At 76.6% G+C, this 15869-nt stretch carries 15 protein-coding genes; 3 read left to right on the top strand and 12 right to left on the bottom strand.

Features of this window, described 5'->3' with window-relative positions; genetic code table 11:
* The first annotated feature begins 147 nt into the window (after window positions 1–147).
* A complete protein-coding gene (locus ACZ60W_RS30330) occupies window positions 148–408 on the top strand; it encodes a DUF2568 domain-containing protein (RefSeq protein WP_469758590.1) in 261 nt (86 codons plus the stop codon).
* Window positions 409–643: 235 nt separating this feature from the next.
* Here ACZ60W_RS30330 and ACZ60W_RS30325 read toward each other — a convergent pair whose 3' ends face one another.
* Window positions 644–1111 (bottom strand): MarR family winged helix-turn-helix transcriptional regulator, encoded by a 468-nt coding sequence (locus ACZ60W_RS30325; protein ID WP_469758589.1) that lies wholly within the window; start codon window positions 1109–1111, stop codon window positions 644–646.
* A gap of 88 nt (window positions 1112–1199) precedes the next feature.
* On the opposite strand from ACZ60W_RS30325, the gene ACZ60W_RS30320 reads away from it, so the two are divergent.
* A complete protein-coding gene (locus tag ACZ60W_RS30320; RefSeq protein ID WP_469758588.1) occupies window positions 1200–2708 on the top strand; it encodes an MFS transporter in 1509 nt (502 codons plus the stop codon).
* A 167-nt stretch (window positions 2709–2875) separates the two neighbouring features.
* On the opposite strand, the gene ACZ60W_RS30315 is transcribed toward ACZ60W_RS30320, so the two are convergent.
* The 9 genes from ACZ60W_RS30315 to ACZ60W_RS30275 form a co-directional block, all read right to left on the bottom strand.
* Window positions 2876–3199 carry a hypothetical protein gene (locus tag ACZ60W_RS30315; protein ID WP_469758587.1) on the bottom strand — a complete coding sequence of 108 codons (324 nt, stop codon included), beginning with the start codon at window positions 3197–3199 and terminating at the stop codon, window positions 2876–2878.
* 62 nt (window positions 3200–3261) lie between these two features.
* Complete coding sequence (locus tag ACZ60W_RS30310) at window positions 3262–4110, bottom strand: VOC family protein (protein ID WP_469758586.1); 849 nt, start codon at window positions 4108–4110, stop codon at window positions 3262–3264.
* Window positions 4111–4259: 149 nt separating this feature from the next.
* Complete coding sequence (locus tag ACZ60W_RS30305) at window positions 4260–7028, bottom strand: fumarate reductase/succinate dehydrogenase flavoprotein subunit (RefSeq protein WP_469758585.1); 2769 nt, start codon at window positions 7026–7028, stop codon at window positions 4260–4262.
* A 74-nt stretch (window positions 7029–7102) separates the two neighbouring features.
* Window positions 7103–7912 (bottom strand): ABC transporter ATP-binding protein, encoded by an 810-nt coding sequence (locus tag ACZ60W_RS30300; protein WP_469758584.1) that lies wholly within the window; start codon window positions 7910–7912, stop codon window positions 7103–7105.
* The gene (locus ACZ60W_RS30295) at window positions 7909–8844 is read right to left on the bottom strand and encodes an ABC transporter permease (protein ID WP_469758583.1); all 936 of its coding nucleotides are present in this window, start codon (window positions 8842–8844) and stop codon (window positions 7909–7911) included. Before ACZ60W_RS30295 ends, ACZ60W_RS30300 begins: the two co-directional genes overlap by 4 nt.
* Window positions 8841–10247 (bottom strand): ABC transporter substrate-binding protein, encoded by a 1407-nt coding sequence (locus tag ACZ60W_RS30290; RefSeq protein WP_469758582.1) that lies wholly within the window; start codon window positions 10245–10247, stop codon window positions 8841–8843. The genes ACZ60W_RS30295 and ACZ60W_RS30290 overlap by 4 nt, the downstream gene beginning before the upstream one ends.
* 20 nt (window positions 10248–10267) lie before the next feature.
* A complete protein-coding gene (locus ACZ60W_RS30285) occupies window positions 10268–10495 on the bottom strand; it encodes an indolepyruvate ferredoxin oxidoreductase subunit alpha (protein ID WP_469758581.1) in 228 nt (75 codons plus the stop codon).
* Between the two features lie 40 nt (window positions 10496–10535).
* A complete protein-coding gene (locus ACZ60W_RS30280) occupies window positions 10536–11303 on the bottom strand; it encodes a GntR family transcriptional regulator (RefSeq protein ID WP_469758580.1) in 768 nt (255 codons plus the stop codon).
* 167 nt (window positions 11304–11470) lie between these two features.
* Complete coding sequence (locus ACZ60W_RS30275) at window positions 11471–12424, bottom strand: helix-turn-helix domain-containing protein (RefSeq protein ID WP_469758579.1); 954 nt, start codon at window positions 12422–12424, stop codon at window positions 11471–11473.
* Window positions 12425–12563: 139 nt separating this feature from the next.
* Between ACZ60W_RS30275 and ACZ60W_RS30270 the strand changes: the two genes are divergently transcribed.
* On the top strand, window positions 12564–14096 hold the full coding sequence (locus ACZ60W_RS30270; RefSeq protein ID WP_469758578.1) for an alpha/beta hydrolase: 1533 nt from the start codon (window positions 12564–12566) through the stop codon (window positions 14094–14096).
* 1 nt (window position 14097) lies between these two features.
* Here the strand turns inward: ACZ60W_RS30270 and ACZ60W_RS30265 are convergent, their stop codons facing one another.
* Both ACZ60W_RS30265 and ACZ60W_RS30260 read right to left on the bottom strand, forming a co-directional pair.
* Window positions 14098–14883, bottom strand: a complete 786-nt coding sequence (locus ACZ60W_RS30265; protein WP_469758577.1) for an ABC transporter ATP-binding protein — start codon at window positions 14881–14883, stop codon at window positions 14098–14100.
* Window positions 14880–15866, bottom strand: a complete 987-nt coding sequence (locus tag ACZ60W_RS30260) for an ABC transporter ATP-binding protein (RefSeq protein ID WP_469758576.1) — start codon at window positions 15864–15866, stop codon at window positions 14880–14882. The genes ACZ60W_RS30265 and ACZ60W_RS30260 overlap by 4 nt, the downstream gene beginning before the upstream one ends.
* Window positions 15867–15869 lie beyond the last annotated feature (3 nt).

Here is a 15869-nt window from a genome sequence, read left to right as displayed (position 1 = left end):
CTGGCCGGTTCGCCCGCGCGGTCGTCCCCGGAAGGTCCCCGATGAAGCTCCCCGGCCCGCTGTGCGTGTTCACCGAAGGGCTCGCGTTCCTGCTGGAGCCCGCGGCCCTGGCCGTCCTGGCGTGGTGGGGCTGGGAGAGGGGACGGCGTGGCCCTCCGGCTGCTGCTGGCCGTCGCGGCGCCCGCCGTCGCCGCCGTCGCCTGGGGTCTCCTCGCCGCCCCGAAGGCCCGGATCCGGCTGCCGCTCGGGGGAGTCCCGGCCGTCAAGGCCGTGGTCTTCGGTGCGGCGGCCCTCGCCCTCGACGGGCTGGGACGGCCGACGGCGGCCCTCGCCTTCGCCGTCGTCGCCCTGCTCGACACCGCTCTCGCGACGGCGGACCGCCGGGCGGCGATGCGGCGCGGGGGCTGACGGCGCGTCCGTCATCCGGGAACGGTGGGGTCCTCGCCCGCGAACGGCCGGGGCGCGGAGGGGCGCCTCGGGGCGCGGGCCGGGCCGGGCGCGCCGCCGGGGCTGGGGGGCGGTGCGCGGTGAGCCCGTCGGCCGCGTGCGCGGCCGACGGGGGTGCGCCGGCCCTCGGGTGCGCGCCCGGCGCAGGGGAACGGCGGGCGGCGGGTGCGCGGGGCCGGCGCTGTGCCGGCCGGCGTCAGGGGCGCGGCCAGGGGCGGCCTTCGAGCCGCTCGATGTCGCGGTTGAAGCGTTCGAGGTAGGCGGCGAAGACGGTCACGTCCTCGGGTGACCAGTGCTCCATCACCCGCTCCAGGCCCTCGACGTTCGCGGTCCGGTCCGCCTCCAGCCGGCGTTCGCCGTCCTCGGTGATGCGGAACTTGCGGGCGATGCCGCCCTCCGGGTCGGGGATGCGTTCGACGACCCCGGCGCGCAGCATGGCGGCGGTCTGCCGGTTGAGGGTGGAGGCGTCGAGGCCGAACGCCTCGGTGAGCTGCCCGATGGACATCGGCCCGTGCATCCGGATCCGGCTCAGCAGGACGTACGCGCTGCGGTCCAGGTGTCCGCCGCCGGCCCGGGAGCGGGGCGCGTACAGGAGGGCGTGCCGGCCGAGCAGCATGGCCTCGAACTCGACCAGATGGGTGGGCTTGTCCACGGGCTTGTCCATGACTCCATTCTCTCCCGTCGCGTTCAACTGTGCACTATGCATAGCTTGTGCATGCGACAATACATGTGCATCATGCATAAGACCGCACATGGCGACCCATGGCGCACCGTGCAAGACCGAGGGAGAACTCGTGGACGGCTCCAAGCCCGACGCCCGACCCGGAGGCGTCGTCGGCGTCCTCGCGCTCGCGGGCATCGTGGCCGCACTCATGCAGACCCTGGTGGTGCCGCTCATCGGCGACCTCCCCAAGCTGCTCGACACCACCGCGTCCAACGCCTCCTGGGTGATCACCGCCACGCTGCTCGCGGGCGCCGTGGCCACCCCGGTCGCCGGACGGCTCGGCGACACCCTCGGCAAGCGCCGCGTCCTGCTCGCCTCCGTGGTCCCGCTGGTCGCCGGATCCGTGGTCTGCGCGCTCGCCTCCTCCGTCGTCCCGATGATCGTCGGACGCGGCCTCCAGGGCCTCGGCATGGGCGTCGTGCCCCTCGGCATCAGCCTGCTGCGCGACATCCTGCCGCCCGAACGGCTCGGCGGCTCGATCGCCCTGATGAGCGCCTCCATGGGCGTCGGCGGCGCCCTCGGCCTGCCCTTCTCCGCCGCCGTCGCCGAGAACGCCAGCTGGCGCGTGCTCTTCTGGGTGGCCGCCGCCCTGAGCCTCGTCGTCGGCTTCCTCATCTGGCGCGTCGCCCCCACCGGCCGCCGCGCCGCCGCACCGGGCCGCTTCGACGTCCCCGGCGCGCTCGGCCTCGGCGTCGGCCTCGTCGCCCTGCTGCTCGCCGTCTCCAAGGGCGCGAGCTGGGGCTGGGGCAGCGCCACCACCCTCGGCCTCTTCGCCGTCGCCGCCGTCGTCCTGCTCGGCTGGGGCGCGTGGGAGCTGCGCACGCCCGACCCGCTCGTCGACCTGCGGGTCACCGCCCGCCCGGTCGTCCTGATGACCAACCTGGCCTCGGTCCTGGTCGGCTTCGCGATGTACGCGCAGTCCCTGGTCGTGCCCCAGCTGTTCCAGCTCCCCGAGGCCACCGGCTACGGACTCGGCCAGTCGATGATGGCGATGGGCCTGTGGATGGCCCCGGCGGGCCTGATGATGATGGTCCTCGCGCCCCTCGGCGCCAAGCTCTCCGCCGCCCGCGGCCCCAAGGTCACGCTCTCCGTCGGCGCCCTGGTCATCGCCGCCGGGTACGGCTCCTCGCTCGCGCTGATGGGCACCACCTGGGGCCTGCTCGCCGTGACCCTCGTCTGCAACACGGGCGTCGGCCTGGCCTACGGCGCCATGCCCGCCCTCATCATGGGCGCCGTCCCGCAGGAGGAGACCGCCTCGGCCAACAGCTTCAACACCCTGATGCGGTCCATCGGCACCTCGGGGTCGGCCGCCGTCATCGGCGTCGTCCTCGCCCAGATGACCACCACCCTCGGCGGCCACGCGCTGCCCTCCGAGGACGGCTTCCGCGTCGCCATGCTCATCGGGTGCGGCGTGGGCGTCGCCGCCGCGCTCGTCGCCGCCCTCATCCCCGCCAAGGACCCGGCCGCCGGCGCCGACGACCCCGCCGTGGAACCCGCCACCACGCCGCGCGCCGCCTCCGGGGCCGCCACGGCCTGACACCCGGTACCGGGACCGCCGCGCACGTGGGGACGGCGCGCGGCGGCCCGCCCCGGTCCGGCGTCCGGCCCCGCGGGGGGACGCGCACCGGACCCAGGACCCCGGCGGCCGCGCAGAGGCGGCCGCCGGGATCCTCGCCGTCCCCGGGCGCGGCCGGCCCGCCCCGCTCACCCCCGGACCGACGCGAAGCCCGCCCGCTTGTCCGTCCGCGTCGGCAGGGCCGTCTCCGTCGAGGTCACGCCCTCCAGCCGCGCGGACACCCGGTCCGCGAACTCCTGGAGGTCGCGCGTGGCACGGTGGCCGGAGTACCCGAGGAGGCTGGTCGAGCCGCTGGTCACGACGAGGTGGCGCCCGGCCGGCCCGCGCGCGGGCAGCCGGATCGCGTCCGCGGGCCCGCGGTGCGGCACGCCCAGCCGGAACCGGGCCTCCACCGGACAGCCGAGGACCGCCGGGTCGGCGTGCAGCCGCAGGTGCAGGACGTGCGACCCCATCAGCCGGGCCGGCCGCCGGTGCGGGGACGGGCCACGGACCCGGGCTCCCGTCCCCGCACCGGTCAGACCTTCCGCTCCTCGGCCACCGCCAGGGTGAACAGTGCCCCGTCCGGGTCCCGCACGGCCACCCGGCGGCCGTCGGCGTCCTCGGGCCCGCGGACCCCGCCCCAGTCGCCGCCCTGCACCACCGAGCCTCCGTGGGCCAGCACCGCCTCCGCCGCGGCCCGCGGATCGGGCACCCGGAAGCAGGCGATCCACCGCGGCCGCAGCTGGGGCCGCGGCGAGGCGGACTCGACCGGTCCGCTGTTCAGCCGGGCCACGGCGTCGCCGTCCCGGCGCAGCACCACCTTGTCCTGCTCGTACGACACCTCCAGGCGGCCCGGCGACCCGTCCGTCCAGCGGAGCACCTCGCCGTAGAACACGGCTGCCTCGAAGGCGTCCCGGGTGTGGAGTTCGAGCCAGGCCGGAGCCGTGTACTCGTCGACGTGCCAGCGGGACTCCGTGGGTCCCTCCCACACCCCGAACGACGCCCCCTCGCGGTCGGTGGCGAGCGCCGCCCGGCCCCGGGGCGGATAGGCGACCGGTCCCACGCCGACGGTGCCGCCGCGCTCCCGGATCCGCGCCACCGCCGCGTCGGCGTCGGCCACGGAGAAGAACGCCGTCCAGGCCACGGGCACGGCCAGCTCGACCGCCACCGGGGCGATCCCGGCCACCGGGACCCCGCCCAGTTCGCCCACCGCGAACGTGTCGTCCAGACCGCCCCGGCGGAACGTCCAGCCCAGTACCGCCCCGTAGAAACGCTCCGCCGCCGCGAGATCACGCGCGCTCAGACTCAGCCAGCACGGCGCTCCCACCGCGTCCCCGCTCGTCGTCGGCCCCGACACCGGCACCACCTCCTCGTCGTCCTGCATCCAGCCTGCGCCCCTTCCCGGCCCACGGGCCGGTCACGCGCACGCTCACCCGGATGCCGCCGCCCGTCACCCGACCGGGTGCGCGGACCGCGCGACGCGCGGGGCCGTCCGGGGGACGCCGAGCACGACGGCCCCCGGCGAGCCCGGGTTCAGCGGGCGCCGCTCGGGACCGGCGCCGCCGCCCGCGCGGCGTAGGCCCGGACGTCGGCGTCGGCGTCGCCGGCCGCCCCCGCGAGGGCGGCGCGGGCCGCGGGGTCGTCCCGGTGGGCGAGGAGGGAGAGCACGGCGGCCTTGCGGACGTCGGCGTTCGGGTCGCCGAGCGCGCCGGCGAGCCCGGCGACGGCGGGACCGGCCGGAGCGGCCCGCAGCGCCGTCGCCGCGCCCGCCCGCACCTGCCAGGCGGGATCGCCGAGCGCCGCCCCCGCCGTCGCCGCCAGTTCCGGCGGGCAGCCCGTGTCGGCCAGGGAGGCCAGCGCCGCACCCCGCACCAGCGGGTCGGCGTCGTCCAGGAGCGGCAGCAGCGGCTCCGGGGCGGGGTCCCGCACGGCCGCCAGGCCACGCGCCACCGCGACCCGGACCTCGCGCGCCGGATCGCCGGCGGCCACCGCGAGCTCCGCGACCGCGTCCACCGCGACCAGCGCCCGGACGGCCCGCACCCGGACGTCGACCGTGTCGTCGGAGAGCGCGCCCGCGTACAGCGACGCGTCGCCGAGCCGCAGCGCCCGCAGCACGTCCAGCGCGGCGGCGCGCACGGCCGCGTCCGGCACGTCGAGGGCCGCGCGCAGCCCGGTGCCGAGCACCGGCTCGGCGGGAAGGACCTCGGCCAGTTCGCGCAGGGCCGCCGCGGCGGCCGCCCGCACCCGCGCCGCACCGTCCCGCAGCCGCGCGGCCAGGGCGGGCCCCGAGCCGGCCGGCGCGGTCTCGCCGAGGACCGTGACGGCGGCGGCCCGCACCGCCGGATCGTCGTCGGTCAGGTAGGGGCCGAGCGCGTCGACGTCGGGGGAGTCCTCGGCGAGCGCCAGCAGCCGCAGCAGCCGGGGGCGGGGCGCCGCCGCGGAACCGTCGACCGGCTCGGGCAGGCCGCCCGCGGGGGCCGCGGGGCCGTCGCCGCCGGCGCGGGCGGCCGGGGCGGCGTCACGCGGCCCGGCGGTGGCGACGGGCACGAGCGCCACCTCGCCGATGTGCCGCTCGGGGCCGCCCGGAGGGGCGAACTCCGGCACCGGCACCACGTACGGCTCGACCGGTCGCGCCGTGAACTCCATCGCCCCGGAGGGCGACTTGCGCAGGTCGAGGTGGTGCAGCCAGTCCGTGTCGTTCCGCTCCGGGTGGTCGAGCCGCTCGTGGTAGAGCCCCCACCGCGACTCGGTCCTGGCCAGCGAGGCCCGCGCCGCCATCTCGGCGCAGTCGCGGATGAACGAGACCTCCGCGCACCGCATGAGCTCGTGCGGCGTCCGCGCCCCCATCCCGGCGATCTCCTCCGACATGCGGGTGAACGCCTCGACGGCCAGCGAGAGCCGCGCCCCCGTCTTGGGCGGCGACACGTAGTCGTTCACGAACCTGCGCAGCTTGAACTCGACCTGCGGCTGCGGAGGGCCGTCGGGACGGCGCAGCGGCCGGTACACCAGCTCGTGGGCCTCGGCGAGCTGCGCCGGGTCCAGCTCCCCCTCGTACGCCCGGTACCGGGACGCGTCCTCGCCCGCGAGGTCGCCGAAGACGAACGCGCCGATCATGTAGTTGTGCGGTACGGAGGCCAGGTCGCCGGCCGCGTACAGCCGGGGCACCGTGGTGCGGGCGTGGGCGTCGACGCGCACCCCGGAGGCGGAGTGGCCGCCGCACAGGCCGATCTCGGAGAGGTGCATCTCGATGTCGTGGGTGCGGTAGTCGTGCCCGCGGTTCTCGTGGAAGGTGCCGCGGGTGGGCCGCTCGGTGGTGTGGAGGACGGACTCCACCGCCTGGACGGTCTCCTCCGGCAGATGGCTCAGCTTGAGGTACACCGGACCCCGGTCCGAGGCGAGTTCGGCGGCGAACTCGGCCATCATCTGCCCCGACCAGTAGTCCGACTCGACGAACCGCTCGCCGTGCCGGTTCACCTGGTAGCCGCCGAAGGGGTTGGCCACGTAGGCGCAGGCCGGCCCGTTGTAGTCCTTGATCAGCGGGTTGATCTGGAAGCACTCGATCCCGGTGAGCGCCGCTCCCGCGTGGTACGCCATGGCGTACCCGTCGCCGGCGTTGGTCGGGTTCTCGTACGTGCCGTACAGATAGCCCGAGGCGGGCAGGCCGAGCCGGCCGCAGGCGCCGGTCGCCAGGACGACCGCCCCCGCCCGGACGACGACGAACTCGCCGGTGCGGGTGTGGAGTCCGGCCACGCCGACGGCCCGGCCGTCCTCCGGGTGGGTGAGGACGCGGACGGGCATGACGCGGTTCTCGATCCGGATCCGCTCCCGCATCTCGCGCCGCCGCAGCTGCCGGTAGAGGACCTTCTTGACGTCCTTGCCCTCCGGCATGGGCAGCACGTACGACCCGGAGCGGTGCACCTGCCGGACCGCGTACTCGCCGTGCTCGTCCTTCTCGAACTTCACCCCGTACGCCTCCAGGCGCCGGACCATCGCGAAGCCGCGGGTGGCCGTCTGCCGCACCGTCGACTGGTCCACGAGGCCGTCGTTGGCGCGGGTGATCTCGGCGACGTAGTCGTCGGGTTCGGCCCGGCCCGGCACGACCGCGTTGTTGACGCCGTCCATGCCCATGGCCAGGGCGCCGGAGTGCCGGACGTGCGCCTTCTCCAGGAGCAGGACGTTCGCACCGCGCTCGGCGGCGGTCAGGGCCGCCATGGTGCCGGCGGTGCCGCCGCCGACGACGAGCACGTCGCAGGAGAGCTCGGTCGCGTCGGCGAGGTCGGGGACGGTCAGGGGGGTGTCCACGGGATGCCTTTCGAAGCGGCGGGCCGACGACCGCGGCGCCGGAGGGCGGCGGTCGGAGGGATGCGGCCGGAGGGTCAGAGGGAGTCGAGGACGCGACGGCGCAGGGCGGCCGTCGCGGGATCGTCGCGGGCCTCGCGGGTCCGCGGGTGCGGGACGTCGAGGATCTCGCCGGTCGCGAAGAGGACGACCCGGTCGCCCAGGTGGACGGCCTCGTCGACGTCGTGGGTGACGAAGACGACGGTCGCGCCGGTGCCGCGCAGGATCTCCCCGAGGAGGTCCTGCATCCCGGCACGGGTGTGGGCGTCGAGCGCGCCGAACGGCTCGTCCATCAGGACCGCCCGGGGCCGGCCCGCCAGCGCCCGCGCCAGCTGCACCCGCTGCCGCTGGCCGCCGGACAGCCGGTGCGGCAGCTTCGCGGCGTGGTCGGCCAGGCCGACCCGCTCCAGCCACTCCAGGGCCGAGCGGCGCCGCTCCGCGCGGGACACCCCGCGGATCGCGAGCGGCAGCTCGACGTTGGCCCGCACCGAGCGCCACGGCAGCAACGCGTCGTGCTGGAAGACCAGTGCCCGGTCGGCGCCGGGCCGGCGGACCGCCGCCCCGTCCTGGGTGACCCGGCCCTCCAGGGGCGGCAGCAGCCCGGCGAGCGTGCGCAGCAGCGTGGTCTTCCCGCAGCCGGACGGGCCGACGACGGTCACGAGTTCGCCGGGCGCGATCCGCAGCCCGGCGGGCCCCCACACGGCGGCCGCGCCGGGACGGCCGAGCCGTACGCCGTGCAGGGCGAGTTCCGCGCCCGCCGGCGCCGGGCCCGACGGAGCGGGCGCGGAGCGCGGCGCGGCGGGGCCGGACGGTGTGGCGGACGTGGTGGAGGGGCTCACGGTGCTCATCGGACCGGCTCCTTCTCGGGCGGGGTGGCGGGGACGGCGGGGACGGTGGGGGAGGGCGCGCCGGACGCGGCGGAGGCGGGGGACGGCGGGCCCGCCGCGGACGCCCGGACGGGGCCCGCGGGGGACCGGTCGGCGGGGCGCGGCAGCCAGGAGGTCACCCGGCGGCCGAGCGTCTCGACGGCGGTGGAGGTCAGCCACCCCAGGGCGCCGATGGTGGCCATGCCGACGAACACCCCCGGGTAGTCGACGACCGTGTAGTCCTGCCAGGTGCGGTACCCCACCCCGTACTCGCCGGAGATCATCTCCGCCGAGATCACACAGATCCACGAGACGCCGATGCCCACCGACAGCCCGCCGAAGATCCCCGGCAGGGCGCCCGGCAGCACCACGGAGAACAGCACCCGGACCCGGCCGCCGCCCATCGTGAGGACGGCCTCCTCCCACACCGGACTCAGCGCCCGCACCGCGTGCCGGGTCGACACCAGGACGGGGAAGAGGGCGGCGGCACAGGTGATGAAGACGATGCCCTGCTCGTTGGTGGGCAGGAGCAGGATCGCCACGGGCACCAGGGCGATGGCCGGCACCGGCCGCACCACCTCCACCAGCGGGCCCAGGAGGTCGGCGGCCCACCGCGACCGGGCGACGGCCGTGCCGGCCGCCACCCCCAGGACCGCGGCGAGCAGGAACCCGACCGCGATCCGGCGCAGGCTGTGGCCGAGGTCCTGCCGGTACGCCTCCGTGCCGACCCGGTCCGCGAAGGCGGAGGCCACCTCGACGACCGTCGGGAACTGCTCGAACCGCAGCCACAGCGTGACGTCGAGCGAGGTCAGCAGCTGCCACGCCCCCAGCGCCGCGGCGAGCGACGCCACCCGCACCAGCCGGCGGACGGCCCTCGTCCCGGCACCCGCGCCGCCGGGGAGCCGGCCGCTCACGAGGCGAGCCTCACGGCGTCCGCGTACGCGACGATCCGGGAGCCCGTGTGGGCCGACACGTACCGCTCGGCCGCCGCCCGCGTCACGAAGGCGCGCCACGCGCCGCCGTCCGCGACCCAGACCGCCCGGTCGGCGAACCAGAGCGTCCCGGTCACCGCGTCCGGCACGTAGGCGGCCCGCACGTCGGCGCCCCGCACGGCCTTCAGGAGCGCGCCGGGGCTGTCGAAGGAACGGGTCGTGCCCTGCCCCCGCAGCCACAGCTCGGACCGCGCCGCCGCCGCCCGGGGGTACGCGGGACCGGTCACCGCCCGCCGCAGGGGCGCCGGGTCGACGAAGGCGTCGACGTCGACGTCCTCGACCAGACCGGCTTCCCGCAGGACCGGCACGTCCTCCTTCAGCGCGGCGATCAGCTCCGGACGGAGCGCCGGGTCGAAGGTGGCGATGCCCTGGGAGCCGTTGTAGAGGTAGACCACCTCGGCGGGCAGCCCCGTCTCCTTCGCCACCGACTCGGCGGCCGCCACCGGACGGGCGCGCAGCTCGTCCGTGGCGCGGCGCTGGGCGCGCAGGAACGCGTCGAGGACGGCGGGCCGCCGCCGCGCGAACTCCTCCCGGACGGTGACCCCGTGGAACGTGGGCAGGTTCAGCTCGGCCCCGTCGTACAGGGCCGTCGCCCGTCCCTGGAAGGCCAGCAGCCCGGGCCAGGCGACGAACTGCGACAGCGCGTCGACGCTGCCCCCGGCCAGCGCCGACGCGCCGACGCTCGGCTGCTGGTTGAGCTTGGACACGTCCTTCGCCGGGTCGAGTCCCGCCCGGCGCAGCGCCCGGACCAGGGTGCCGTCGGCCGCCGAGCCGACGCTGGTGGAGACCTTGCGGCCCTTCAGGTCGGCGAGCGACCTCAGCGGCGAACCGGGCGCGGTGACGACGGTGTTGAGGCCGCCGCGCAGGTTGTAGCCGGTGACCGAGACGAGCCGGGTCGGCTCCTTCAGCTGTTTTCCGCGGGCCGCGTTGAGGAGGAGCGGGAAGTCGCCCATCGACCCGATGTCGATCTTCCCCGCGGTCATCTGCGCGGTGATCGGGGCGCCGGTCGCGTAGTCCTGCCAGACGACCCGGTAGGTTCGGCCGTCCTTCCTCCCGGCGGCCGCGAGCTCCTGCTCGAAGTAGCCGAGGGAGCGCAGCAGGGTGCCGGCCGTGACGGTGTTGATGGTCTTCGACTGGTAGCCCACCGTCACGGTGACGGTGCCCCCGTCGTCGCCGTCGCCCGATCCCGCGGCGCCGCCGCAGGCGGTGGCGAGCGGCACGAGGAGCGCGACCGGGAGGAGCAGGGGAAGCCCGGCGCGGACACCGCGCCCGCGGGACGGGGGAACGCAGGCGGGGGAGGAGCCGGACAGGGTGGCTCTGGACATGAGAGGTCGGCCTTTCGCCTTCACCGGAGCAGGTAGGGCATGTTGACGGTCACCGCGCCGGTGGGACAGCGGGCCGCGCAGGGGCCGCAGTACCAGCACTCGTCCACGTGCATGTACGCCTTGCCGTCGCCCTCGCGGATCGCGAGCGAGTCCAGCGGACACATGTCGACGCAGAGCGTGCAGCCGTCGATGCACTTCGACTCGTCGATCGTCACGGGCACGTCGGCACGCTGGGGGACCAGAGGCATGGCTGTCTCCAGGAAGGGGGTTCGGAAGGGTCGACGGGGGTCAGACGGAGCGGTGCAGCAGGCCGCTCATGGTGATGCGGTCGCCGCGGAACCGGATGAACTCCAGGTCCACCGGGCGCCCGTCGGGCAGATGGGTCAGCCGCTCCAGCATCAGGACCGCGGCCCCGCGCGGGGCCTGGAGCACGGCGGCCGAGTGCGCGTCGGCGTTGACGGCCTCCAGCGTGATCTCGGCGTGCCCCAGCGGCCCGCCGGTCAGCTGCTCCAGGAGCCGGAACACGTCGGTGTTCTCCAGGTCGCCGTCCAGGAGCGCGCCGCCGACGTCCATCGGCAGGTACGACAGGTCGAGGGAGAGCGGCAGTCCGTCGAGCCGCCGCAGCCGTTCGACACAGAGCACGTCGGTGTGCTCGGGCAGTCCGAGCCGGTGGGCCACCGGCCCGGACGCCGCCACCGGACCGACGGTGCGGACCTCGTTGGAGACCCGCCCGTGCTCGCGCAGGATCTCCGCGAGCCCCTGGAGCCGGTCCAGGGCGTGCGGGAACTTCTCGCCGACCACCACCGTGCCGACCCCGGACCGCCGCTCCACCAGCTGCTCGCCGCGCAGCAGGTCCAGGGCCTGGCGCACGGTGTTGCGGCTCGCCCGGTAGTCGGCGGCGATCGCGTCCTCCAGCGGGAGCACCCCGCCCGGGAACCCGCCGGCCAGGATCTGGTGGCGCAGCAGGTCGGCGAGCTGCCGCGCCCGGTCGGCCCGCAGCCGGTGGCGGCGTGCGGCGGCGACGGGACGGGCGGCGGAGGCGGTGTCGGCGGGCATGGCACGGAACGTAGCCGCGGTCGGGCCGCGGTGGTGTTGCGGCAGTATTGCGCCACCTGACGGCGGGTACACACCCCTCTGACCTGCGGCGACGGCGACACCTCGGAAAGATCCGCCACCGCGGCGACCAACCCGTGGACGCCCGGCCGCCCATCATGTGGGAAGCCTCAGCCGGCGTCGGCGCGGACCCGGTCCCGCAGGGCGACGGACAGCCGGTGGTGCAGGACGCCGAGCACCGGCTCCTCCGGGGCGAACAGCCCGGCCGCCAGTTTCCAGTACCGGACGACGACCGGCCCCTCGTGCGGGGAGAGCCGCCCGACGAGCCGGCTCCGGAAGGCGGGCGTGTCCCGTTCTCCGCACGCCAGGGCGTAGGCCGCCACGAAGCAGTCCAGCGCGCCGTCCGTCCCGGACCTCCCCCCGCGCTCCTCGGCCGCCGCCAGCGCGTACGCCTCCGCGAGACCCTCGTACAGCACGGCCGGCCGGTACTCCCCGTCCGGCAGGGGCGGCGCCGGGCGGTGCTCCGCCGTCCCCAGCCGCGGGTCGGTGACGAGCGCGTGCAGCCGGGCGAAGCCGAGCACCTGCGCGGGACCCGGATCGTCCGGGGGACGCGGCACGACCCCGTCCAGGACCCGGGACACCACCCGCCCCGGCAGCCGCACCGGAAGGATCCGGCGCCAGAACCGGACCAGGGGGTCCGGGGCGGGCGGCACGCCCATCGCGCCCAGCAGGCGCAGCCGCTCGGCCCGCTCCCCGCCGTCGCCCTCCTGGAGCAGCCGCAGGGACGCCTCCCGCCAGCGCAGCGCGGCCAGTTCGGCCGCCACCTCCCGCAGCCGCCCGGCGACGGCCTCCGCCAGCACGTCCGGGCCCGCCGACCCCGCGTCCTCACCCGGCGGTGCCCCCCGGACGACCCGCTCCACCTCCGGCAGCGGCAGGCCGAGCGCGCGCAGCGAGCGGATCAGCCGCAGCCGGTCCAGCGCCCCGGCCCCGTACCTGCGGTGCCCGCCGGAGCTGCGGGCCGCCTCGGGCAGCAGTCCCCGGTCCGAGTAGTGGCGCACGGTCTTTACGGTCGTGCCCGCGCGCTCGGCGAGCTCCCCGATGCTCCACAGCCCGTCGGACGACACGACGTGAACCTCCGTCAGCGAGCCGGCGCCGTCCGCCGGCGGGTCCATTGTGCCGTCCGCCCGCCCACGGCTTGAACCTCCCCCAGGGGGAGTTCCTAGCGTGCAGGGCGGGACATCCCCGAGAGGCGAGGAGACGTTCATGACCGCGTTCGTGCTGGTGTCCGGCCCCTTCACCGGCGGCTGGATCTGGGAGGAGACCGCCGCCCGGCTCCGTGCCGCGGGAGCGGAGCCGTACCCCGTGACCCTGACCGGGATGGCGGACCGGGAGAGCGGGGCGGGGGCCGCGCCCGGCCTGGAGACCCACGTCGAGGACCTGGTGCGGCTCGTCGACGCCCTCGACGCGCCCGACGTGGTGCTCGTCGGTCACGGGTACGGACTGCACCCGGTCTTCGGCGCCGCCGACCGCCGGCCGGAGCGGGTCGCCCGGATCGTCGCCCTGGACACCCCGCTCCCCGAGGACGGCCGGCCCGCCGCGGCCGCGCTGCCCGACCCCGAGGTGAGGGCCCTGCTGGGCGACGGCGAGGCCGAAGGCGCGGAAGCGGTAGGGAAGCGCGACCGGCCCGTCCCGCCGCCGACCCGGGGCAGCCGGGGGCGCTGGGGCACGACCGACGGGGTCCCCGCCGCGGTGCTCGACCGCCTGGAGCGCCTCGCCGTGCCGCAGCCGCCCGCCACCCTCACCGACCCGCTGCGGCTGACCGGCGCCGCCGACGCGCTGCCGCTCACCGGAGTCCTGGGCACGTCCGGCGGAGCCGGCATCGACGCCGTGGAACTGCTCGTGGCCTCCGGGCCGCCGCAGTTCCGCCGGCTCGCCGCCGCCCACGTGCGCTTCCTCGAACTGGCCACCGGCCACTGGCCGATGCTCTCCGCACCGGACGCGCTCGCCGGGGTGCTGCTCCGCGCCGCGGCGGGGGAGGGTCACCGGGTGCGGGCGCCCGGGCCCGCGCACGAGCAGCCCTCGCACCTCCTGCCCTTCCTCCTCGACCTCCCCGAAGCACCCCGTGAACGCCACGGCAGGGTGGACCTCCACCTCCCCTCCGGCAGCGGTTCCCCGCGCCCGGCCGTGCTCTTCGTCCACGGCGGGCCCGTCGCCCCCGACCGGAGGCCCACTCCGCGCGACACCCCCTTCTTCCTCGGATACGGCCGCTGCGCCGCGGCCGCGGGCGTGGTCGGCGCGACCCTCGACCACCGGCTGTACGACCCCGCCGACTACCCGCGCGCCGCCCGTGACCTCGCCGACGCCGTCGCCCTCCTCCGCGCCGACCCCCGTGTGGACGCCGACCGGATCGCCCTCTGGTTCTTCTCGACGGGCTCCCTCCTCGCCGCCGACTGGCTGGCCGCGCCGCCCGCCTGGCTGCGCTGCCTCGCGGTGACCTACCCGGCCCTCGCGCCCCCGCCCGGCTGGGACGCCGTCGGCCCCCGATTCCGGCCCGTCGACGCCGTCGGCGCCGCGGACGGGCCGCCGGTGGTCCTGACGCGGGCGGGGCGCGAACACCCCGTCCTCGCGGCCACGGTCCGGGAGTTCCTCGACGCCGCCGCGGCCTCCGGCCGCGAGGTCGAGGTGGTCGACGTCCCGCACGGGCGGCACGGCTTCGAGCTGGTCGACCCCACCGAGGAGTCCCGGGCGGCGGTGGCCCGGGCCGTGGCCGCGGTCCTCGTCCGGCTGGAGGCGTGAGTCAGGCCGCCCGCCGCCCGCGCCGGGGAACGGAGTCCAGGAGCAGCCGGGTGTACGGATGCTCCGGGGCGCCGAGCACGCGGTCGACCGGGCCCGACTCCACGACGGCGCCGGACCTGAGGACGAGGACCTCGTCGGCGACGTGCCGGACGACCGCGAGGTCGTGCGTCACGAAGAGGTAGCCGATGCCGGACTCCTCGCGGATGACCCGCAGGAGTTCGAGGATCTGGGCCTGGATCGACACGTCGAGGGCGGCGACGGCCTCGTCCAGCACGAGGACCCGGGGCTCGACCGCCAGGGCGCGGGCGATCGCCACGCGCTGGCGCTGACCGCCGGACAGGCCGCGGGGCAGGGCGTCGGCCTCCCGCGCGCCCAGCCCGACCTGGTCCAGGAGCTCGGCGACGCGGGCCCGCCGGGCGGCGGCGTCGAGAGGGCCGTGCAGCCGCAGGACCTCGTCGAGACAGCCGGCGACGGTGACGCGCGGGTCGAGCGAGAGGTACGGGTCCTGGAAGACCATCTGGATCTCCCGGGCCCGCGCCAGGCGTTCGGCCCGGCGCCGCGGGCGGGCGGAGCGGTCGCGGCCGTCGAGCCGGACCGTCCCGCCGTCCGGGGTCTCCAGCCCGACCAGCATCCGCACCGTGGTCGTCTTGCCGCTGCCGGACTCGCCGACGATCGCGAGCGAGGAGCCGGGGGACAGCGCGAACGACACGCCGTCCACGGCCGTGTGGCCGCCGTACCGCTTCGTCAGTCCCTCGACGACCAGTCCTTCCTTCGTCGAGACGGTCACAGCGTGATCCCTTCGTCGGCGCGGTGGCAGGCGGCGAACCCGTCGCCGTGCACCGCGAGTTCGGGCTTCTCCCGGGAACAGCGCGGGACGGCGTGGGCACAGCGCGCGGCGAAGGCACAGCCCTGCGGCGCCTCGGCCAGGGAGACGGGCCGGCCCGGGATGGGCCGGGGGGCCGGCGCGCCCGGTGCGATGCTCGGCGTGCAGGCGAGCAGGCCCGCGGTGTACGGGTGCCGCGGCAGGTCGAACAGCTCGTCGGTGCCCCGGTGTTCCACGATCCGGCCGGCGTACATCACGTACACGCGGTCGCAGACGGTCGCGGCCAGTTCGAGGTCGTGGGTGACGAACAGCATGCCGGTGCCGCGTTCGGCGCGGAGCCGGGCGAGCATCGAGACGATCTCCGCCTGGGTGGTGACGTCGAGGGCGGTGGTCGGCTCGTCGGCGACCAGCAGCTCCGGTTCGCTCGCCAGGGCCGCCGCGATGACGACCCGCTGCAGCATGCCGCCGGAGAACTGGTGGGGGTGGCGCCGCAGGGCGCCGCGCGGGTCGCGGATGCCGACCGCGTCGAGGAGTTCCTCGGCGCGCGCGGTGGCCCGGGCCGCCGGGGTCCCGGCGGCCCGCAGTCCCTCGGTGAGGAAGTCGCCGACGCGGCGCAGCGGGTTGACAGAGGCGCGGGGGTCCTGGAAGACCATCGACACCCGGCGGGCCCGCAGCCCGGTGAGTGCGGCGCGGTCCATGGCGAGGACGTCGCGGCCGCAGACGCGGACCTCGCCGGTGGTGCGGGCGCCCTCGGGCAGCAGTCCGAGGACGCTGCGGCAGGCCACGGACTTCCCGGAGCCGGACTCGCCGACCAGGCCGACGGTCTCGCCGGGCCGTACGGTCAGGCTCACGCCGTCGAGGAGCGGCCGGGCCGCCCGGTCGTCGGGGAGGCGGACCGCCAGCCCGTCGAGTTCCAGCACCGGTGCCGCATCCGTGTGTGCGTGCATGCC

This window comes from Streptomyces sp. NPDC104202 (genome assembly GCF_055584185.1).
The sequence above is the reverse complement of the archived record's forward strand: the minus strand, read 5'-3'. Positions and strand labels throughout refer to the sequence as shown.